15 protein-coding genes are annotated in these 20,708 nt (G+C 63.5%); 6 read left to right on the top strand and 9 right to left on the bottom strand.

The genetic code is table 11. From position 1 onward, the window contains the following. Positions 1–83: 83 nt before the first annotated feature. The gene (locus WDB91_RS14530) at positions 84–635 is read right to left on the bottom strand and encodes a hypothetical protein (RefSeq protein ID WP_339114914.1); all 552 of its coding nucleotides are present in this window, start codon (positions 633–635) and stop codon (positions 84–86) included. 39 nt (positions 636–674) lie between these two features. Next, on the bottom strand, positions 675–1,487 hold the full coding sequence (locus WDB91_RS14525; protein ID WP_339114913.1) for a helix-turn-helix transcriptional regulator: 813 nt from the start codon (positions 1,485–1,487) through the stop codon (positions 675–677). Positions 1,488–1,636: 149 nt separating this feature from the next. Here WDB91_RS14525 and WDB91_RS14520 point away from each other — a divergent pair, with 149 nt between their 5' ends. The 3 genes from WDB91_RS14520 to WDB91_RS14510 all read left to right on the top strand — a co-directional run bounded on the left by WDB91_RS14520 (position 1,637) and on the right by WDB91_RS14510 (position 5,883). Further along, complete coding sequence (locus WDB91_RS14520; protein ID WP_339114912.1) at positions 1,637–3,061, top strand: alanine/glycine:cation symporter family protein; 1,425 nt, start codon at positions 1,637–1,639, stop codon at positions 3,059–3,061. A 153-nt stretch (positions 3,062–3,214) separates the two neighbouring features. Then, positions 3,215–4,441 (top strand): putative DNA modification/repair radical SAM protein, encoded by a 1,227-nt coding sequence (locus WDB91_RS14515; RefSeq protein WP_339114911.1) that lies wholly within the window; start codon positions 3,215–3,217, stop codon positions 4,439–4,441. Further along, the gene (locus WDB91_RS14510; protein WP_339114910.1) at positions 4,441–5,883 is read left to right on the top strand and encodes a UdgX family uracil-DNA binding protein; all 1,443 of its coding nucleotides are present in this window, start codon (positions 4,441–4,443) and stop codon (positions 5,881–5,883) included. Before WDB91_RS14515 ends, WDB91_RS14510 begins: the two co-directional genes overlap by 1 nt. Here WDB91_RS14510 and WDB91_RS14505 read toward each other — a convergent pair. Continuing rightward, entirely contained in the window at positions 5,857–7,239 is a 1,383-nt protein-coding gene (locus WDB91_RS14505; protein WP_339114909.1) for a trehalose-6-phosphate synthase, read from the bottom strand. The genes WDB91_RS14510 and WDB91_RS14505 overlap by 27 nt on opposite strands. Positions 7,240–7,479: 240 nt before the next feature. On the opposite strand from WDB91_RS14505, the gene WDB91_RS14500 reads away from it, so the two are divergent. The 3 genes from WDB91_RS14500 to WDB91_RS14490 all read left to right on the top strand — a co-directional run bounded on the left by WDB91_RS14500 (position 7,480) and on the right by WDB91_RS14490 (position 12,066). Further along, a complete protein-coding gene (locus tag WDB91_RS14500) occupies positions 7,480–9,195 on the top strand; it encodes a thiamine pyrophosphate-dependent enzyme (protein ID WP_339114908.1) in 1,716 nt (571 codons plus the stop codon). Positions 9,196–9,315: 120 nt separating this feature from the next. Further along, positions 9,316–10,338, top strand: coding sequence for a LacI family DNA-binding transcriptional regulator (locus WDB91_RS14495; protein ID WP_339114907.1), 1,023 nt, complete (start codon positions 9,316–9,318; stop codon positions 10,336–10,338). A 321-nt stretch (positions 10,339–10,659) separates the two neighbouring features. Beyond that, positions 10,660–12,066, top strand: coding sequence for a sugar porter family MFS transporter (locus WDB91_RS14490; RefSeq protein WP_339114906.1), 1,407 nt, complete (start codon positions 10,660–10,662; stop codon positions 12,064–12,066). Positions 12,067–12,328: 262 nt separating this feature from the next. On the opposite strand, the gene WDB91_RS14485 is transcribed toward WDB91_RS14490, so the two are convergent. From WDB91_RS14485 to WDB91_RS14460, 6 genes are read right to left on the bottom strand one after another with little or no spacing between them, the layout of a single operon-like run. Beyond that, positions 12,329–13,030, bottom strand: coding sequence for a GntR family transcriptional regulator (locus tag WDB91_RS14485; RefSeq protein ID WP_339114905.1), 702 nt, complete (start codon positions 13,028–13,030; stop codon positions 12,329–12,331). A gap of 47 nt (positions 13,031–13,077) precedes the next feature. Continuing rightward, positions 13,078–14,490 carry an amidase family protein gene (locus WDB91_RS14480; RefSeq protein ID WP_339114904.1) on the bottom strand — a complete coding sequence of 471 codons (1,413 nt, stop codon included), beginning with the start codon at positions 14,488–14,490 and terminating at the stop codon, positions 13,078–13,080. Next, a complete protein-coding gene (locus tag WDB91_RS14475; RefSeq protein ID WP_339114903.1) occupies positions 14,487–16,097 on the bottom strand; it encodes a gamma-glutamyltransferase in 1,611 nt (536 codons plus the stop codon). The genes WDB91_RS14480 and WDB91_RS14475 overlap by 4 nt, the downstream gene beginning before the upstream one ends. Positions 16,098–16,121: 24 nt before the next feature. Further along, complete coding sequence (locus tag WDB91_RS14470; protein ID WP_339114902.1) at positions 16,122–17,534, bottom strand: amidase family protein; 1,413 nt, start codon at positions 17,532–17,534, stop codon at positions 16,122–16,124. Positions 17,535–17,537: 3 nt separating this feature from the next. Then, positions 17,538–19,067 carry a M81 family metallopeptidase gene (locus WDB91_RS14465; protein WP_339114901.1) on the bottom strand — a complete coding sequence of 510 codons (1,530 nt, stop codon included), beginning with the start codon at positions 19,065–19,067 and terminating at the stop codon, positions 17,538–17,540. Between the two features lie 11 nt (positions 19,068–19,078). After that, positions 19,079–20,698, bottom strand: coding sequence for an ABC transporter ATP-binding protein (locus tag WDB91_RS14460; RefSeq protein WP_339114900.1), 1,620 nt, complete (start codon positions 20,696–20,698; stop codon positions 19,079–19,081). Positions 20,699–20,708 lie beyond the last annotated feature (10 nt).

Here is a 20,708-nt window from a genome sequence, read left to right as displayed (position 1 = left end):
TTCGCCCTATTGCTAAAGATCATGACCGCGCGGACAAGCGCAATCGCCCGCGCGAGAGACGCAGAAAGATGACGGGTCAATTTTTAGGCAGACGCCTGCGCCAGAACCCGCATCCGGCCCGCCTGCGCCTCCCATGCCAGACGCCATGTGCCAAGCGGGCCGGATTTGTTCTTGCTCAGATGCCACTCCACCACCATGCCCTGCCCCAACGGGTCGAAGACCGGCTCCGCCCGCCAGCGGGTCTCGGCGGCGTTTGAACCCATACCTTCGGGAATGATGCACAGCCCCAGACTGTTTCCGGCCTTGGCCGCCAGCTGCAAACGACGGCCTTCGCGCAGGTTCAGCGGGCGCGTGACCTCCAGCACCACAAAAGGCAGCGCACCATCCTTCAGCGCCTCCTCGGCCACGGCCAGCGCATCGGTCTGGTCGGACGGACGCGCCAGCAAAAGCCCCTCGGGCGGGCGGAAGCGGATCAATCCCTGCGGGTCCAGCCCCTCGGCCCGCCATGCCTCGCGGATCCATAATACAGCAGCACTACGTGTCGTGATCAGGGCAAAGGCCATGGCTCCGGCGCCATGGACCTCATGCACCCGCCCGCGGCGCAACGCGATAGATGTGTGGAAATCGGCGACCATGTCAGGAACATATCAAGAACATACGGATTCGCCAATGGGTTATGGCAGGGGCGCCTCGACCAGATGGCTTCCCGGTCGCAACCCGTTCGAGAGCATCAGCCGCACCTCTTCGGGGATCAGGCTGTCATCTGGCGCATAAAGCCCCGAGCGCCGCATCATCGCCCGCAGATCGACCGATTTGCCCAGATATTCCATGACCATCTGCGTGGCCGAAGGCGGACGCGGCGCACGGGCCGCCACCCCCGAAACCACCCCGCTCAGATAGCGGATGCGATTGTTATAACTGGGATAGAGGATGATCTGCATCACCTCGTTACGGGTCAGCGTCTCCATCACCGTCATGAACAGACGATCGCCCAGCAGGAAACAGGCGCCCTCGTATTTGCAGGTAAACTTGCGCGCCCCCACACGGCCCACGCTCTCGACACTTTTGACATTCACCCCGAAAGGGGTCTCGTAGAGCCTGGTCAGCGCGCAAAGCACCTGCCCCGGATGGGACATGGAATTATACCATGTGAGGTAGTGACCCAGATAAGGCATCAACGCCTTGGCCGAACCCGCCCGCAAATCGGTGGCTGTGCGGGCCACCGTATCGAGCTCGGTGCGCAATCCGGTGCTTTGCGGGCGCAGCCGGACGATCTCGGCGAATTGCGCATGCGACAGCAGCAGCTCGGCCTCTTCCACCCCGAAGAAGTCGCAGATCCGCCGCATGGAGCGCAGCGAGGGAAAGGTCTCCCCCGTCAGGTAGCGATTGAACTGCGAACGATTCACCCCCAACTGCTGGCAGACTGATACGATCGAGCTATGATAACTACATAGTAGTCGTAGATTTCGTGGCAGATCCTGGGACACCCGCCCACCTCTTGATGCTAGTTGACGCTACTTATGTATCCGGTCGCGTCTGCCTGATGCAAGATAGACCATGGTATTCCGTAACTGCATCCCTAGTTTGCACCGAATTCGCGACAACAAAACCAAACGCGACAATAATGGGGGATATCATGGATTTTCTGGAGCTGATCTTTAGCAAGATCGGCGATCTGACTTGGGGTTGGTCGCTGATCCCGATTCTCGTCGTCTTCGGCGTGTTCATCACTCTGGCAACCGGCTTTGTGCAGTTCCGCTTTTTCGGACGGATGTTCCGCGTTCTGCGCAAATCGAACAACGCGGCCGACAATGACAAGATCTCGGCGCGCGAGGCGCTTCTGGTCTCGGTCGGCGGACGCGTAGGCGGCGGCAATATCGCAGGCGTTGCCGTGGCGATCACGCTGGGCGGTCCGGGGGCCGTATTCTGGATGTGGGCCGTGGCGCTTGTTGGCATGGCCACCAGCCTTGTCGAATGCTCGATCGCACAGCTGTTCAAGCGCCGCACGGGCGAACACAGTTTCCGTGGTGGTCCCGCCTATGCGATCATCCATGGTCTGGGCCCCGAATACAAATGGCTTGCAGGGCTCTACGCGGTCTGCCTCATTGCGGCCTTCGGCTTCGGCTTCAATGCGTTCCAGGGCAATACCGTGGCCGGCGCGATGCAGGACAGCTTCCATATCGACCGTCTCTGGACGGCAATCGGCCTGTCGATCATTTCCGCCATCATCATCTTTGGCGGTATCCACCGCATCGCGAAAGCCTCTGACGTGATCGTGCCGATCATGGCTGTGGGGTATCTGCTGATGGCGCTGGTGGTCATTGCGCTCAACATCACCGAAGTGCCGCAGGTCTTCTCGATGATCGTCAAGAACGCTTTCGGCATCGAACAGGCCGTCGGCGGCGGTATGGGCGCGGCCATCATGCAGGGCATGCGTCGCGGTCTCTTCTCGAACGAGGCGGGTCTGGGCTCCGCGCCCAACGTGGCCGCCACCGCAGAGGTGCGCCACCCGATCAGCCAGGGCATCACGCAGTCCTTCTCGGTCTTCATCGACACCATCGTCATCTGCTCGTGCACGGCTTTCGTGATCCTCTTGAGCGATGTCTATGTCCCCGGTGCCGAAGGGATCGACGGTGTAGTCCTGACCCAGCAATCGGTCACCAGCGAGCTGGGCAACTGGGCGCAATACTACCTGTCCATCGCGGTGCTGCTCTTTGCCTTCTCGTCCATCATCTACAACTACTATCTGGGCGAGAACGCGCTTTCGGTCTTTAGCGAGAGCCCCGTAGCGATCCTGATCCTGCGCATCGCGATCGTCGCTATTGTCTTCATCGGTGCGCTCGCACCCGGGGCAACGGCGGTGTTCTTCTTCTCGGACCCGCTGATGGGCGTCCTGGCGCTGGTGAACCTGTTGGCGATCATAATGCTGTTCCCCGTGGCGATGCGCCTCTTGCGCGATTTCCGCGCCCAGTTGAAGGCGGGCGTGGAGCGTCCGGTGCTCGACCCCGATATGTATGCGGATCTCGATATCGACCGCAGCGCATGGGACAAGAAACTCTGAGCGACAACCGATCCATAGGGCGCATAAGAACGCCCGAGGAGACCACTCGAAGGGCTGCCGCAAGGCGGCCCTTTTTTCATGCCGCCAAACTGTGATGGGCGGGCCGTGAAAAATCCCTTGCCCGTTAACATGCGTGAACATATGATGAACACCATGGTCAAACGCACAATATCAGACAAGCTGGCAATCCTCGCCGATGCCGCCAAATATGATGCCTCCTGCGCCTCTTCGGGCGGGCAGAAACGGTCGTCGAAAGACGGCAAGGGCCTTGGCTCCTCGGGCGGGTCGGGCATCTGCCATGCTTATGCGCCGGACGGGCGTTGCATCAGCCTCCTGAAGATCCTGATGACCAATTTCTGCATCTATGACTGCGCCTACTGCATCAACCGTGCCTCCAGCCATGTCGAACGCGCTCGTTTCAGCGTCGAGGAAGTGGTCAGCCTGACGGTCGAGTTCTACCGCCGCAACTATATCGAGGGGCTGTTCCTTTCGTCGGGCATCATCCGCAGCCCCGATGATACGATGGCCGATATGGTGCGCATCGCACGCACGCTGCGGCAACAGGAGAACTTCCGCGGCTATATCCATCTCAAGACCATCCCCGATGCCGCCCCCGAGCTGATCGACGAGGCGGGCAAATGGGCGGACCGCCTATCGATCAATGTCGAGCTGCCCACCGATAAGGGGCTCTCGGATTACGCCCCCGAGAAAAGCGCCCAGCAGATCCGCACCGCGATGGCCGAGGTCCGCAACCGCCGCGAGGCCGCAAAGGAGCGCAGCCATAAAGGCCGCCGTGCGGGCCGCTTTGCGCCTGCGGGGCAGTCCACGCAGATGATCGTGGGGGCGGATGCGGCGCATGACGGCGATATCCTGCATTCGGCCTCGCGGCTTTATTCGGGCTATCACCTGTCGCGGGTCTATTATTCGGCCTTCTCGCCGATCCCCGATGCCTCGAAGCTGCTGCCCCTCAAACGCCCGCCCCTGATGCGCGAGCACCGGCTCTATCAGGCCGACTGGCTGATGCGGTTTTACGGATTCGAGGCGGGCGAGATCGCGCCACCCTCGGGGATGCTGGACCTTGAGGTGGATCCCAAAATGGCATGGGCGCTGGCCCATCGCGAGCAATTTCCGGTGGATGTGAACCGCGCGCCCAGGGAGCTGCTCCTGCGGGTGCCTGGCTTCGGCACCCGCTCGGTCGAACGCATTCTGGCGGCGCGCAAACATGGCGCGCTGCGCTATGAGACGCTGGTGAAGATCGGCTGCGTGATGAAACATGCCCGCCCCTTTATCACCTTACCGGGCTGGACGGCGCGCAGCCTCGATGCGCAGGATTTGCGGGCCCGCTTTGCCCCGCCCCCCGAACAGCTGAGCCTCTTCTGATGGAAGAGATCGCCCTGCCCCGCATCGGCACGGTGGCCGCATGGCGCGAGACGGCGCGAGGGCTGGCCGCGCGCGGTGTGCCTGCCGAGGCCGTCCTCTGGCGGGTGGGAGAGGCGGCCCCCGATCTGTTCGGCGGCAGTGCCGCGCCCAAGGGTGCCCCCGTCACCCTGACCCTTCCCCGCGCAGCCCTTTCGGAGATCGAATGCGCGCTCCACCATTCCGACCCCGAGCGCTTTGCCCGCGCCTATGGCCTCGTGCTGCGCCTGTCGCGCGGGGCCCTACGCTGGGGCGACCGCAGTGATCCGGCGCTACACAAGCTCCTCGCACAGGCCAAGCATGTGCGGCGCGATATCCACAAGATGCATGCTTTTGTCCGCTTCCGCGAGATCACCGCCCAAGGCGCCAACCGCCGCGCCTTTGCTGCGTGGTTCGAGCCGGACCACCCTATCGTCGAGCCTGCGACCCCGTTCTTTGCCAAACGTTTCGGCGATATGGATTGGGTGATCGCCACACCCTCGCTGACCGCGCGGTTCGAGGGCGGCCGGTTGAGTTACACCGAAACCGAAGATCGCACTCCACCCCCCGAGGATGCCACCGAAGAGCTGTGGCGGACCTATTTCACCCATATTTTCAACCCCGCGCGGCTGATGGTGAAGGCGATGACCTCCGAGATGCCGCGCAAATACTGGAAGAACCTGCCGGAGGCACGGCTGATCCCCGAGATGATCCGGCAAGCGCCCGAACGCGCCCGCGCCATGCAGGAGGCCATGCCCCTGCCCGCCGCCGCCATCGCCGAGAAGCTGCGGCCCGCGCCGAAAGACCTGCCCGAGGATGTGACGCTTGCAACGATGAAACCAGCGCTCGATGCCTGCCGCCGCTGCGCCATCGGCCCCTGCGCGACCCAAGGGGTGGCGGGCGAAGGTGCAACCGCGGCCCGCGTGATGGTGGTGGGTGAACAGCCGGGGGAGCAGGAAGACCTGAAGGGCCGCCCCTTTGTAGGGCCAGCCGGCCAACTATTTGACCGCTGCGCGCAGGCAGCAGGGCTTAAGCGTGAAAAGATCTGGCTGACCAACGCGGTGAAACATTTCAAATTCGCGCCACGCGGCAAGCAGCGGCTGCATCAGGCCCCGAATGCGGGAGAGGTGCAGGCCTGCCGCTGGTGGCTAAATCTCGAACGCAAGCTGGTCCGTCCCGATCTGGTAGTGGCGATGGGGGCCACCGCTGCCGCGTCATTGACCGGCACGGGCAAGGGGCTGGTCCAGCGCGCGGGACAGGTCGAGACCCTGCCCGATGGCACGCCCTGCCTGATCACCTATCACCCCGCCTACCTTCTGCGCCTGCCCGACCGCGCGCTAGCCGAGGCGCGGCAGGCAGAGTTCACCAGAAGCCTCGGCCTCGCCGCAGGCTGGCAGTCATCAGGCGCTGGCTCTGGGCGCCAGTGACAGGGTCGGCACGCAGCTTGCCAGCCGCGCAAGATAGCGATCCGTCCAGACCGAGATCCGGCTGTCGCGCACCACCTGCAGGCAATCCTCGAAACGGCATTTGCGCTCGGCCAGCGGCATCGCTAAGGCCAGCTCTACCGCGCCCGCCGTCTCGTCCAGATCATGCGGATTGATCAGGAGCGCACCTTTCATATCCTCCGCCGCCCCCGCAAAGCGCGACAGCACCAATACTCCCGGATCTTCGGGGGCCTGAGCCGCGACGAATTCCTTGGCCACAAGGTTCATCCCGTCGGCAAGAGGCGTGACCAGTCCCACCTCGGCACGGCGCATGAGCCCGATCAGCCGCTCGCGCTCGACCGAGCGATGCACGAAGCGCAAGGGCTGCCAATCCAGCTCGGAATACCGTCCGTTGATACGGCCCGAAATCGCCTGCAATTCGCTGGTGATCTGCTGATAAGCCGCAACATCGGCGCGACTGGGCGAGGCGATCTGCAAGAGCGTGGGCCGCGCCTGCGGATCGATGCGCCCCTGCAGGAGACGCCCGAAGGCCTCGAATTTCTGCGGCAGGCCTTTGCTGTAATCCAGCCGGTCGGCACCGATGATCAGCTCGCGCGGGTCGGCCGCCCCGAAAGGTCCCGTGTCGGCGCGCGCGGCAATTCCCTCGATCTGCTCGCTGTCGATCCCGATCGGGAACGACGCCACAGAGACGATATTCTCCTCGAATTTCACCGTCCCGTCGCGCAGGAACTCGGCCCGCGGATCGGCGCGGAACATCTCGAACGCACGCGCTACATCGCGGCGCGTCTGCAGCCCGACGAGATTATAGCCCGAAAGCCAGCGCGCGAAATCCTCGGGGCGCGGCAACACATCGAGATCGGTGATGTTGGGGAAAGGAATATGCAGGAAGAAACCGATCCGGTTGGTCACCCCGAGCGAGCGCAGCATCGTGGCCAGCGGCAGAAAATGGTAATCATGCACCCAGATCACATCCTGCGGGCCAAGCTCCTTGGCGATAAGCCGCGCCAGACGCAGGTTCACCGCCAGATAATCGGCGCGGTATTCGGAGCGGATTTCGACCAGATCGGTGCGGCGATGGCAGACAGGCCAGAGCACCGAATTGGCGTAGCCGCTGTAATAATTGGCGCGCTCGGCGGCACTCAGACGGAAGGCGCGCTTCTGGTAGGGCACATTGCCCAGATCGTGAAGCCTGTCGCGCCCTTCCTCGGACGGGTCGGGATCGGCGCCGATCCATGTGCCGCCGCGCGCCAGAAGCGCGTCATGCAGCGCCACAACCAGCCCTCCGGAAGGATCGCCCGTGGGGATCCTGTTTGAAACAACGATCAGCCGCCCTGCCATTATAGCCTCCTCAAAACCCGCACATGGGCGGGCCCGCCATTTCCATGAAGTCTACGCGGTAACGCAGCGGCGGAGGCGCTGTTCCTTGATATGAGATCAATTTCTGCTTTCGGGCTCTCTCTCGTCGCGTCATGCCCCGCCCTCACACTCTTGTGCGCGCGCGACAGGATCCGAGCTGCCCGCCAAAACGTTGCAGGGACAGACGTAAAAACTCAGATTTCAACTCCGAAAGGCTGCGATATGTCCAAATCCGTTGCAAAAATCATTACCGAGACCCTTCAGGCCGCAGGGGCCAAGCGCTGTTACGGTGTGGTCGGCGATACAATCAACCATTTCACCGACGCATTGCGCAAATCCGAGATCGACTGGGTGCATGTACGCCACGAGGAGGCGGGCGGATTTGCTGCCGGCGGCGAGGCGTATATGACAGGCGAGCTGACGCTATGTGCGGGCACCTGCGGGCCGGGATCGCTGCATTTCGTGAATGGCCTGTTCGAGAGCCACCGCAACGGCGCGCCGGTCGTGCTGATTGCCTCAAATGTGGCGCGTAACGAGGAAGGTCTGGGCTTTCCGCAAGAGGTCGACCAGAAAGCGATCTACGAACAGGCATCGGTGTTTTGCGAGCGGATTTCCCATCCCGATCAGGCGCGCCGGATCACCACCCTTGCCGCACAGGCCGCGCTGACCAAGAAGGGGCTCGCGGTCATCATCGTCAATGGCGACATGTTCACCGAGAAAACCGATGACGCGCTGGCATGGTCGGTGCACCGGCCTGCGCCCGTTGTGACCCCCGCACCTACCGAACTGGCGCGACTGGCGCAGATGGTGGATCAGGCGCAGCGCCCCGTGATCTATGCAGGGATCGGTGCCCGCGATGCCCGCCCAGAATTGATCGCGCTGGCCGAGAAGATCCGCGCGCCTATCGTGCACTCGACCCGCGCGAAGGAGTTCATCGAGCCCGACAATCCGTGGCAGGTCGGCATGACCGGCATTCTGGGCAATCGCGCGGGCATGGAGGCCGTGGCGAATTGCGACCTCATGCTCTGTCTCGGCACCGATTTCGCCTATACGCAGTTCTATCCCGAGAAAGCCAAAATCGTGCAGGTGGATATCGACCCGATGGCGATCGGCAGGCGTTCCCCTGTGGATCTGGGGCTAATCGGCGATGTGACGGCCACCGTTCAGGCGCTCCTGCCCCAGCTCGCACCGCATTCCGATACCCGCTGGCTGAAAAAGGCCGTGGAGCAATATCACAGGGATCTCGAAGGCTATGGCCGCGAGGCGCGCGAGCCCGACCCGAGCCTGATCCATCCGCAGGCACTGACCATGGCGATCAACCACCATGCAATGGATGATGCGGTCTTCACCGCGGATGGCGGCTCTCCCATGGTATGGATGCTGCGCCATATCCGCGCGAAGGGCCAGCGCCGCTTCCTGACCTCGCTCCTGCATGGCACGATGGCCAATGCCTATCCGCAGGCGATGGGGATCGCCAAGGCCTATCCCGACCGTCAGGTGATCGCGCTTTGCGGCGATGGCGGGCTGTCGATGCTGATGGGGGATCTACTGACGCTGAAGCAGGAAGACATCCCTGTAAAGATCGTCATCTATAACAACGAGACTCTGGGCTTTGTGGAGATGGAACAGCGTGTCGAGGGGCTGCTTGACGCCTTCACTGGCCTGAAGAACCCCGATTTCGGCGAGGTTGCCCGCGCGATGGGCCTCTGGGGGCGCAGAGTCGAGACCGCAAGCGACCTGCAGGCGGCGGTGGCCGACTGGCTGGCCCAGCCCGGCCCTGCAGTGCTCGATGTGCGCACGAGCCGGATGGAATTGGTCATGCCCCCCAAAATCGCGGCCTCGCAGGTCGCCTCCACCGCGCTTTTCGGTGCCAAGGCGGTGGCGAAGGGGCGCAGCAAGGAGGTCGTCGATCTCCTGGCCGATAACTTCCTGCGTTAAACGGGTGACAGGTCGCGCTGGAACGTCGTGGGACTGCAAAGACAGGTGCATATACCCGATTTGCGATATACACTGGGGCTTGCCCGATAGGGCGTTACAGACATCCGTGCAGGCCAGCCCATGACGATGAAGAAGCGACCCAAGATGAAGGATGTGGCCGAGGCGGCAGGCGTCAGCCTTTCGACCGTGGACCGCATCCTCAACCGCCGTGGCACCGTGAGCGCGGCCACGGTGGCCCATGTGCTGCGCGCTGCGGAACGTATCGGCTATCACGGGGTGCCGACCATTCTGGGCCGGTTGACCGAAGGTGCGCCGGAAGCGAAGTTCGGCTTCATTCTCAACTCGCGGTCGCGGGAATTCTATGCGGAACTTGCGCATATCCTGCAGATACGCTGCGACGGCTCCACACAGCTCGACATCACACACGAGATCATCCATCTCGACAAGCCCGACGATCGCGAGACGGCGGAGGCGTTGCGCGCCCTGAGCCGGACCTGCAGCGCCATTGCGATCGTGGCGATTGACGGCCCGGCAACGCGACAGGCCATTGCCGAGGCGAATGTGCCGGTCTTTGCACTCCTCAGCCCGCTTCGTTGTCCCGAGATCGCGGGGTTCATCGGCGCTAATGGAGAGAAGATGGGCCGTGGCACCGGCTGGCTGATGCGGCAACTATGCCGCAAGCAAGGCGTGGTGGCGATTCTGCTGGGCTCGATCGACTATGACATCCACCGCGCCTATGATGTGGGCCTGCGCGACTATCTGGCCGAGAGCGAGATGCTGACCGTCCTGCCCTATATGGAGACGCGGGAATCCGACCAGATCGCCTACGAGATCGTCTCGAAGCTGCTGGCAACCGAACCCGATCTGGCGGGGCTCGCGGTTCTGGGGGGCGGGCTGCGCGGCGCGGCCGATGCGCTCGCCAATTTTGCGGGGCCGCGCGTGCCTCTGGTCGGCACCGAACATTGCGATGCGGGCGATGCCGAACTCCGGTCGGGCCGTGTCGATGCTATTATCAGCCACTCGATTTACGAAATCGCCGAAAAGGTTGTCCGGCAGATGGAAGAAGCCACGCTCTATCCGGAGGCGCGCCTCCTCGATACGCTCGACATCCGCATCGATATCCGGATTGCAGAGACAATCTAACCAAAAGCAGGCTCATAACCTTGCCGGAATATCTCATAATGAGAAAATATGGCTATCTGGGATGAAACATTTCCCATAATATCTCTCATTTACCAATATTTTTGGCACTCAAGAGAGATGGTTGCTTTGATACGTCAAATCAGATGGTTAGCACAGCCGTCGGGAACGCGCTCTGGCAAGAAAGCATCCCCCTGGCCCGTATCATGGCAAGTTTAACAATCATTTCTTCCAGAAAAAACATGATGATATCAGATCAAACCCTGCGCTAGGATATGCCTGCCCGGGAGGGGATGACTTAATTTAATCTGGAGGGGATTATCTTTGTCGCATATTCAAACCAACAATGATGGTGATGCAGGCGCGTCAGACGCTGCCGGATCACATACCAAGCGCCTGGGGTCGATCATCATCGTCTCGACCTTGGGCGGGCTGCTCTTCGGATATGACACGGGCGTCATCAACGGCGCGCTCGAGCCGCTCCGTCATGATCTCGGCCTGTCGGCGGCGCGCGAAGGGTTCGTCGTGTCGATTCTGGTCTTCGGCGCGGCGATCGGCGCGATGATCGGCGGCAATCTGGCCGACCGTTTTGGCCGCCGCAGCTGTATTCTGGCGCTGTCGGCCCTGTTCATCATTGGCACGATCGGAGCGGCGACTGCGCCCAACTGGGAGATGCTTGCGCTTTTCCGCTTTGTGCTGGGCACCGCCGTGGGGGGCGCATCGGCCATCGTCCCGATCTACATCGCCGAAGTGGCGCCGCATGACCAGCGCGGCAGCCTCGTGACCCGCAACGAGCTGATGATTATCATCGGTCAGGTCGCGGCCTTCGTGATCAACGCGATCATCTACAATTTCTGGGGTCATCATGCCTCTGTCTGGCGCTATATGCTGATCATCGCAGTGCTTCCGGCCTTCGCACTGATGATCGGAATGCTGCGCATGCCCTCCAGCCCGCGCTGGCTGTCGTCGCAGGACCGCCATGACGAGGCGCTCGATGTGCTGCGCCAGATCCGCCCCGAGCATCAGGCCCGCGCCGAAGTGCGCGAGTTGAAGGAGCTGGGAAATGACGAAGCCGATGTCACCAGCATGTGGCGCGAGCCCTGGGTCCGCCGGCTGATCGTGATCGGGGTCGTGCTGGGGGTATGCCAGCAATTCACCGGCATCAACGCGATCATGTATTACGGCACGCAATTGCTTCAGGATTCGGGCTTCTCGGCACAGGCCGCGATCATCGCCAATATCCTCAACGGGCTCATGAGCCTTGCAGGGATCATCGTAGGCCTGATCATCATGAACAAGATCGACCGCCGGACCATGCTTCTGGGGGGCTTCGGGCTGATCGCCGTCTTCCATCTTCTGGTGGGGCTAGCCGCCCTGTGGATGCCCGAAACCGCGTTCAAACCCTATGCAATCATGGTGCTCGTCGCCGCCTTCGTCTTCTTCATGCAGGGCACGATCGGACCGCTGGTCTGGCTGCTTCTGGCCGAGATGTTCCCGCTGCGCATCCGCAGTTTCGCGATGGGCATATGCGTATTCTGCCTATGGATCGCCAACGCGATACTGACCTTCGTCTTCCCGCCTTTCGTGGCGGCCTTCGGCATCGCTCCGGCCTTCTTCATCTTCGCGATCATCGCGGTGGGATCGTTCCTCTTCGTGCATCGCTGGGTACCCGAGACACGCGGCCTATCGCTCGAGGCCTTCGAGGAGAAGATCCGCGCCGGCACCCTGTAAGGCCCGCCCCGGTTCCCGGACGAGCGTGCGCACCTGCCTTCGGGCGGGTGCATTTTTATGGCGAACATGGTCAGAAAGAAACAGGCAGAGATGTTGCCGGCCGACTGGGGGCAAGGGTGTGGGGTGGTGCGCCGGCCGGCAACGAATGCTGCTTGCGAGGAACAATATGCGAACAAAAACCGCCGCTTTCAACCGATTCCATGCGCACCCGGGTCGGCAAATATCTAAAATGCCGCGAGAATAATTAATGCTTTCATAGGAGCTAACCCTTGTGAGTATTGGCGGGCGGGGTTTCATTGGCCATCAGCCAGGCAATCAGCCGTTCGCCCTCGGACTGGTCATGCGCCCATGCGGCATCGGCAGCGGCCTTGGCGTCGCGGGCACGGAAGGCCACAATGAGCGGTTCATGCTGGGCGATAATATCCTCGGGGCCGGTCGCGACATGCAGGTTGCTGGTTGCGATGAACACCCGCACCTGCTGCTCGACCACACGGTATTGCGCCGCCAGCCGCGCATTATCGGCCCCGTCGATGATCACCTGATGCAGCGCGAAATCGGCGGCGCTGATGGCACGCATGTTTCCCCGCGCACAGGCCGCCTCCAGCTCGGCATAGGCTTCTTCGATCGCGGCAAACACCGCCTCATCCCCACGGCTGACCGCCAACCGCGAGGCAAGGCTTTCCAGCGCCCCGCGCAAGGTCCAGATTTCCCAGATATCCTTTGTCGACAGCCGCGCCACCTGCCAGCCGGTATAGGGGATCTGCTCGATCAACCCTTCCCCCGCCAACCGGTGCAGCGCCATCCGCAATGTGGCGCGCGACACGCCCAGCTGTTCGGACATGGCCGCCTCGGTCAGCCGGTCGCCCGGGCCGATCTCGCCCGACAGAATGAAAGAGCGCAGATTGTCGATCACGATCGCTTCGGTCGATTGCCGCGTAACGGGGCGCAGGTTCTTCAGTGTCATACCGTCTCTCTCCAAACACGGTCTGCGCCCTTATAGACCGACCTCTCTTAAGGAAGCGCCACCCTCACCTGCGGGCCGCGCGCCTCGATGGCCTCGGCGCAGCCAAGCGCCACATCCTCGCGGAATTTCGGCGCCACGATCTGCACCCCCACCGGCGTGCCATCCTCCAGAAGTCCGGTATTCAGCGTCAGCGCCGGAAGCCCCGTAACAGGCAGGCCGATCATCGACATCTGGGCCGTCCAGACCCGCCTATACGAGGCCTCATCGGCCAGATCAAGATTGTCGGCAAAGGGCAGCTCTGCCGAGGGCGGCAGCAGCACCACCGGATAGCGCGCCATGAACAGCCCCCAATCGCGCGCAATCGCCATCCGTTCGGTCAGGGCTTTGGCAATCGCATCGGGACCCAGACCTTTTACAAACTCCGCCTGCCCGCGCAGCGCGGCCAATGCACCCGGATCGCCCTCGGCCTCGGCGCTGGCCAGAAGCGCCTCATAGCCATCCCCCATCCACAGCGTAAGCTGCAACGGCACGGCGCTTGCCAATGCAGGAAGTTCAACCTCATCCACCTGCCAGCCCGCCTCGCGCAGCCGTTCGGCTGCCGCATGAAGCGCGGCCACCAGCTCGGGCGCGGTCTCGGACCCGTCGGGATGGGTGCACAGCGCCGCGCGTTTGGGCAGATCCGCCCCGTGGAACGGCGCAGGCACCGCCCAGGGGTCACAGGCATCGGGTCGCAGCATCGCCTGAAACGCCAGCCGCAAATCCCCTACCGTCCGCGCCAGAGGGCCGGAGACCGCCATGATCTGCCCGCCAATCGTGCGGTCGGGGCCGGAGGCGTTCCACGCCGCCACCCGCCCGACCGAAGGACGCAGCCCGTGCACCCCGCAGGCATAGGCCGGATAGCGCACCGAGCCCGCGATATCGGTGCCATGGCCGATCGCGCCCAGACCGGCGGCCACAGCCGCTCCCGCACCGCCCGAGGATCCGCCCGGCGTCAGCCCTTTCTTGCGCGGATTGTGCGTGGCCCCATGCAACAGGTTATTGGTGAACCAGCGATAGCTGAAGGCAGGCGTATTGGTGCGCCCCAAAGGCACGGCATCAGCTGCCAGAAAGCTCTCGACCACCGGATTATTACTTCGGGCGATCAGGTCTTTCTGTGCCTTCAGGCCATTGGTCGTGGCATAGCCCGTCTGGTCGACATTGACCTTGATCGTGACCGGCACACCGGCCAGAGCCCCCACCGCCGCGCCGCGCGCACGTCTGGCATCCACCGCATCGGCGGCGGCCAAGGTCTTTTCGGGCTGGAAATCGACAATGGCATTGATCGCGGGGTTCGTGGCCTCCACCCGTGCGATATGGGCCAAAGCCACCTCGCGTGCGCTCAGATCGCCCGACTTGATTGCCGCGGCCAGACGGGTCGCGGGCCATGCCCAGAGGGCATCCGGCGTTTGGGTATCCTTCATGTCAGATCTCCTTGCATCGGCATCAGCGCCTCACCTTCGACCACCGCATCGGCCCAGAGGTGCCACGGCTCCACCATGCCCTCGTTGACGGGGCCCTCCTTCATGGGGTTTTCCACCCGCCGCACGGCCCCCAGAGTGGTGAAACTGTTGGGCTGGATCTCGCGGTCGGTCATCACCACGTCAAACTCCCCGGACAGCGTGGTGATCACCTCCTGCCCCAGCCGCGCATCCGCCACCAGAACGGGCGGTGCCGACAGATCATAGCGCGGCGCGGCAATCGCCTCCTCGAGCGACATGCCGCGATCTACCAGATGGATCAGCGCCTGATAGATTGCGGGCAGGATCTTGCGACCGCCCGAACCGCCAATGGCCACCGTCTCGCCAGCGCCGGTCATCATCATCGGCGCGTAATTGGCCAGCGCCTTGGTGGCGGGCGCGATGCAGTTGATCCGTCCCTGTCGCGGGTCGAACCAGTTCACCCCGTTATTGAGGAGGATCCCCGTCGAGGGCGACACCACTGCCGAGCCAAACAGTGACAGAAGCGTCTGGGTCATCGACACGCACATGCCCTCGGCATCGACCACCGAGAAATGGGTGGTGCAGCTGGGCAAGGACCGCTCGGCCCCGTCGCCCATCCGAGTAAAGCGATGCTCCCACGCCTTGGCCAGAGCGCGGGCGCTGGTCAGGCAATCGGCTGCGGGCGTTTTATTGAGATGGCGCAGCGCCAGGGCCACTGTCACGCCGCCATTGAGCACAGGAACAAAGTGCAAAGCGCGGTCACGATAGGGTTCGGAGGCGGCGGGCGTGACCTCGGCTTTGAACCCTGCCAGATCATGGCTGCTCAGATAGCCGCCCAGAGCCTGAATGTCGTGGGCAAGCCCCTCGGCAATCGCGCCGTGATAGAGCGCATCGGCCCCATCGCGGGCAATCACCGCAAGCGTTTCGGCCAAGGCAGGATTTGCCAGCCGCGCGACCTTGCCCGCCACGGCGGCAGGCGCCACGGGCGGCAGACCATCGGGCAGAAACCACGCGGCCATCGCCTCGTTGCGGCGGATCCGCCCCATCTCCTGCGCCGCCCAAGCGGTGACATGGGCATCCACCATCAGCCCCTCGCGGGCAAGCGCCACGGCAGGCGCCACCAGATCGGCCCAAGGCAGGCGGCCAAAGCGGGCATGTGCGGCCTCGAGCCCCCGCAAAAGCCCCGGAATACAGACCGATTTCGCACCGATCACATTGCGGTCCTCAAGCACATTGGGCCAGCCGAAGAGATCGCCATCCTTGCCCTCGACCACCGGAAAATCATCCGGGTCCAATGCGGCGGGCGAGACCGCCCCCGCATCGATCGCCGTAACCTCGCCTCCTTCGGGGCGCACAAGGATCGCCCCCACCCCGCCGATCCCGCTCATCCATGGCTCGAGAACCCCCAGCGCGAAGGAGGTCGCCACCGCGGCATCCACAGCCGAGCCGCCTTGGGCCAGAATATCCGCGCCGATCTGGGCGGCATGGCGGTTCTGGGCGGTCACGATGCCACGCGGGCTGCGGGCTGCAGGTTTGGTCAGGGATAGGTTGCGCGACACATGGGTCGAGCGGATATCGGTCAGGGTCATTTCAGGTCCGTATCGGAAAACAGGTTACATAAAATCAGGGGTGATCGGCGCGGCGGGCACCCCACGCGCCTCGATCGCCTCGCCCGCCTGCAGGCAGGTTTCCTCGCTCCCCCGGGTCGAGAGGATCTGCACACCAACGGGGATATTGTCCCCCACGACACCGGTCGAGACCATCAGCGCGGGCATCCCGATAGCGGGCAGGCCCGCCATGAAATACTGGTTCTCGGTCAGTGACTTGAAGCCACCTTTCAGGTCTTCGTCCACGGGGAAAGGCAGCCGCGACGAGGGCGGCAGTAACAGCACCGACCACTGCTCGAGAAAGGCCAGCCACTCACGCACAAGCGCCGCACGGCGGGTCAGCGCATCGGCAAACTCGGTCAGGCCGACGGGACCGACCCAGTCTATGGCACCCTGCATGGCAAAGATCCCGCCCGGATCGCCCTCGTCGATGGCCGCCTGCAGGATACGCTCGGGCGCATCCGCCACCCAGAGCATATGCATGATGCGGCTCGCCTCCTTGAGCGGCGGGATCGCGTCCAGCTCGGTCACATCCCAGCCCGCATCGCGCAGACGGTCTGCGGCATCGCGCAGCGCGGTTTCTACCTCGGGGTCGGTCCCGATCCCCTCGGGATGGGCGCAGAAGGCCGCGCGTTTGGGGTTGGGCTGCGGGGCCTCGCCCCCGAACCACCACGGATCGCGCAGATCCCGCCCCGCCATCGCCCCGAAGCCCAGACGCACATCATGGACCGTGCGTGCCAGAGGCCCCTGCACCGACATCAGCTGGAAGCCGATGCTCCGGTCGGGCCCGCTGGCATTATAGGTCGCCACCCGCCCCAGACCGGGGCGCAGCCCGTGGACCCCGCAGGCATAGGCCGGATAGCGCACCGAACCGCCGATATCATTGCCATGCGCAATCGCACCAATCCCCGCCGTCACCGCAGCGGCCGCCCCGCCCGAGGACCCTCCCGGCGTGAGCGCGGGGTTGCGCGGGTTGCGGGTCGCGCCGAACAGCTGGTTATCGGTGAAATAACGCGCCGAGAAGGCAGGCGTATTGGTCCGCCCCAGCAGCACCGCACCGGCCTTGAGGAACCCATCGACCACCGGGTTATTCTCGGTGGCAATCAGGTCCTTCTTGGAGCGCAAGCCGTTCGAGGTAGCGTAACCCTTCTGGTCGAGATTGATCTTGATGGTCACCGGCACACCAGCCAGCGGCGGCAGATCTGCGCCACGCCCGCGCAGCTGATCGATCCGGTCCGCTTGGGCCAGCACATCGTCGGGCCGGTGATCGACTACGGCATTGAGCGCGGGATTCACCGCCCCGATCCGGTCCAGATGCGCCTGCGCCACCTCCCGCGCCGAAACGCGCCCCAGCCGGATGGCGCTTGCGGTCTGCGCCGCCGACATCTGCCACAGCGCGGTGCTTGTATTATCTTTCATGGATCAGGCTTCCTCATGGGTGGCGGCATGGTGTTCGGCCTGCGTCGGGCCGTCGGGCATCAGCCGCAGATCATCGCGCAGATGCGCCCAGACCCAGTCGGTGGCGCGCATCATCATCGCTCCGGGAGCGGTGGCGGTGATGATCTCACCCGCAATCGGGGCAAAATCGGCACGGAAATGGATGGCGCTTTTAGCGACGAGGATCGGGGTCGTCTCGGGGATGACGCCGGCAAAGCGGAACATCTCACGATCGGCCATCTGCGCCTTCTGGCTTGCCACGACAATACGCACACCGCCAAGACGCAGGCAGGCGGCGGGGCCAAGGTGCATATCGCGCGTGCCATAATAGGGACCAAGCGTGCGCAGATGCCCGTCCGAGAGCCGCTCGACTGTAAAGACCGCCTCAAGGGGGCTGTCGCCCTCCACATCACTATGGCCACCAAGCGAGAGAGGGAGCTGCGCCCCCTCGCCCGCCCGATGGGCCAGCGCCACGGCCTGCGGATCCCACAGCACACCGACCGCCGCCTCGGGAACATTGGCGGCCACCAGCGCCTTGATCAGGCCGGTGGTATCCGAACTGCCGCCCGCACCGGGATTGTCCTGCGCATCGGCGATCACGACAGGCGCGCAGCCTTCCGCATTGCGCGCAAGTGCATGGGCCACGGCCTCATCGGGAGTGTAGAGCTTGCCCCGGAAGGCGCTCTCGGCGTCATTGATCTTCGATAGGAGCGCTGTCACGGCAGCCTCGGCCTCGGGTGTGGCCTCGCCATAGGCCCAGATGAGCTGGCCGCATTCGTCGAAATCGGCAGCCGGAAAGCCCATCGCATAGGAGAGGCTGATCGCGCCGGTCTGGGCCTCAATCTGCGGCAAGGCGGCATAAAGCCCGTCGGCGGGCGCGTTCATCGTGGATTGCCAGCAGATCGGGATCATGTAATTGACCCGCGCCATTGCCCGTGCAAAAGGCCGCCCCAAGGCCAGCCGCTTTTGCAAGAGATCGAAGGCCGCCGCCCCCGTCTCGGCGCTATCGACATGCGGATAGGTCCGGTAGGCCACCAGCGCATCGGTCAGATCCACCATCCGGCGGGTCACATTGGCATGCAGATCGAGGCTCACCACCAGCGGCAGATCCGGCCCGATGATCTGGCGGATCCGCTCGATCAACTCGCCCTCGCCATCAGGGAGATGCTCGGCACACATCGCACCATGCAGGTCCAGATAGACCGCATCGGCCGGCAGCCCCGCCCTGACGAGATCACAGATCTCGCCCGCGATGCTCTCGTAGCAAGCTTCGCTCACCGGCCCCGAGGGCACTGCCATCGCCCAGAGGAGAGGGTCCACCTCTACCCCCGCCGCTTTAGCCGCACGCAGGAAGCCCGCCGCGGGGAGGTTGACCGTGGGCGTCATTACCTCGGCAATCGCGGCCCCACGACACAGCGCGGGGAAGCCGCCGCCATGTTCGAACGCCGCCATATCGGCGCGATCCTTGGCGAATGTATTGGTCTCATGTTGGAAACCGGCAAGCAGCACACGCATGTCTTCTCCTCTCACACGGCCCGCAAGAGCGGGCGGAAGTTTTGGAAATCCCACTCGGGCGCGGGGGCGGCATCGATCAGCGCGCGGGTATAGGGATGCGAGGGGTTCATCAGCACATCACGCGTGGCACCCTGTTCGACGATCTGCCCCTTCTGCATCACAACGAGCGCGTTGCAGATCTGCGCGGCCACCCGCAGGTCATGGGTGATAAACAGCACCGACACACCGGTGCGGTCGCGGATATCCTCCAAGAGATCGAGCACCTGCGACTGCACCGACACATCGAGCGCCGAGACCGCCTCGTCGGCGATCAGCAGATCCGGCTCCATCACGATCGCCCGCGCGATGGCGATCCGCTGGCGCTGCCCGCCGGAAAACTGGTGCGGATAGCGGTCCATCACCGAGGCCGGAAGGTTCACCAGCTCCAGCGTCTCGGCAGCTTTCCGGCGGGCCTGCGCCTCCGGCATGCCATAATTCAAAAGCCCCTCCATCAGCGATTGCGCGATGGTCCGGCGCGGATTGAGCGAGCGGTAGGGGTCCTGGAAGATATATTGCACCTGTTTGCGCATCTCGCGCAGGTCGCGCATCGGCACGATATCTTTGCCCTGCAGACGCACCGCACCGTCACTCGGGTCGGTCAGCCGCATCACACAGCGCGCCACGGTGGATTTACCCGAGCCGCTTTCACCGATGATCCCCGTGATCTCGCCCTTGCGGACGGTGAAGGTGATGTCTCGCGCGGCTTTGACCTCGTTCCTGCCTTTGCCATAGGTCTTGGCGAGGCCGATCACATCGAGCACCTTGGGCTCGGCAGGCAGCGGCGCAAAACGCGGCAGCATCGAGGGCACCGAGGAAATCAGCATCCGCGTATAGTCCTGTTTCGGGCGGGCGAGGATTTCATCGCGTGTGCCGGTTTCCACCAGATCGCCGCGGTTCATCACCACGATCCGGTCGGCAATATCCGAGACCACCCCGAAATCATGGGTGACGAACACCACCGCTGTGCCTTCCTCTTCCTGCAACTCCTTGATCAGATTTAGGATCTGCTTCTGCGTGGTCACATCGAGCGCGGTGGTGGGTTCGTCGGCCAGCAGGAGACGCGGACGCAGGATCAGCGCCATGGCGATCACGATCCGCTGGCGCTGCCCTCCCGACAGCTGGTGCGGATAGCTGGCATAGATGCGTTCCACATCGGGCAGATGCACCCGCTCCATCATCTGCAAGACCGATTTGCGGCGCGCAGGTTTGGAGAGCTTCGTATGGATGCGCAGAACCTCGTCGATCTGCTCCCCCACCGTCTTCACCGGATTGAGTGCGGTCATCGGCTCTTGGAACACCATCGACACCTTGGAAGCCCTGAGAGCGCGCATCCGTGCGGGCGAAGCTTGCAGCACATCCTCGCCATCCAGAAGGATACGCCCCGTGGTGACCTGCAGCGCGTCTTTCGGCAACAGACCCATCACCGCCATCGAGGTGATCGACTTGCCCGAGCCGCTCTCGCCCACCACACAGACCGTCTCTCCGGCCTTCACGGTAAAGCTGATATTGCGGGTGATGGGGCGGGCGCCCTTGGGACGGGTGTCGATGCTGACATCCTCGACCGAGAGCACGACCTCTGCATCATCTTTCATAGCATGTTCC

The sequence above is a fragment of the Thioclava sp. GXIMD2076 genome (assembly GCF_037949795.1).
In the GTDB taxonomy this organism is placed as follows: Bacteria; Pseudomonadota; Alphaproteobacteria; order Rhodobacterales; family Rhodobacteraceae; genus Thioclava; species Thioclava kandeliae.
The sequence above is the reverse complement of the archived record's forward strand: the minus strand, read 5'-3'. Positions and strand labels throughout refer to the sequence as shown.

Excerpts from the sequence above, each read along its gene's own strand:
- WDB91_RS14485 (WP_339114905.1), bottom strand. The coding sequence starts at position 13,030 with ATGACACTGAAGAACCTGCGCCCCGTTACGCGGCAATCGACCGAAGCG.
- WDB91_RS14530 (WP_339114914.1), bottom strand. The coding sequence starts at position 635 with ATGGTCGCCGATTTCCACACATCTATCGCGTTGCGCCGCGGGCGGGTG.
- WDB91_RS14465 (WP_339114901.1), bottom strand. The coding sequence starts at position 19,067 with ATGCGTGTGCTGCTTGCCGGTTTCCAACATGAGACCAATACATTCGCC.
- WDB91_RS14495 (WP_339114907.1), top strand. The coding sequence starts at position 9,316 with ATGACGATGAAGAAGCGACCCAAGATGAAGGATGTGGCCGAGGCGGCA.
- WDB91_RS14480 (WP_339114904.1), bottom strand. The coding sequence starts at position 14,490 with ATGAAGGATACCCAAACGCCGGATGCCCTCTGGGCATGGCCCGCGACC.
- WDB91_RS14460 (WP_339114900.1), bottom strand. The coding sequence starts at position 20,698 with ATGAAAGATGATGCAGAGGTCGTGCTCTCGGTCGAGGATGTCAGCATC.
- WDB91_RS14475 (WP_339114903.1), bottom strand. The coding sequence starts at position 16,097 with ATGACCCTGACCGATATCCGCTCGACCCATGTGTCGCGCAACCTATCC.
- WDB91_RS14505 (WP_339114909.1), bottom strand. The coding sequence starts at position 7,239 with ATGGCAGGGCGGCTGATCGTTGTTTCAAACAGGATCCCCACGGGCGAT.
- WDB91_RS14520 (WP_339114912.1), top strand. The coding sequence starts at position 1,637 with ATGGATTTTCTGGAGCTGATCTTTAGCAAGATCGGCGATCTGACTTGG.
- WDB91_RS14510 (WP_339114910.1), top strand. The coding sequence starts at position 4,441 with ATGGAAGAGATCGCCCTGCCCCGCATCGGCACGGTGGCCGCATGGCGC.
- WDB91_RS14500 (WP_339114908.1), top strand. The coding sequence starts at position 7,480 with ATGTCCAAATCCGTTGCAAAAATCATTACCGAGACCCTTCAGGCCGCA.
- WDB91_RS14515 (WP_339114911.1), top strand. The coding sequence starts at position 3,215 with ATGGTCAAACGCACAATATCAGACAAGCTGGCAATCCTCGCCGATGCC.
- WDB91_RS14470 (WP_339114902.1), bottom strand. The coding sequence starts at position 17,534 with ATGAAAGATAATACAAGCACCGCGCTGTGGCAGATGTCGGCGGCGCAG.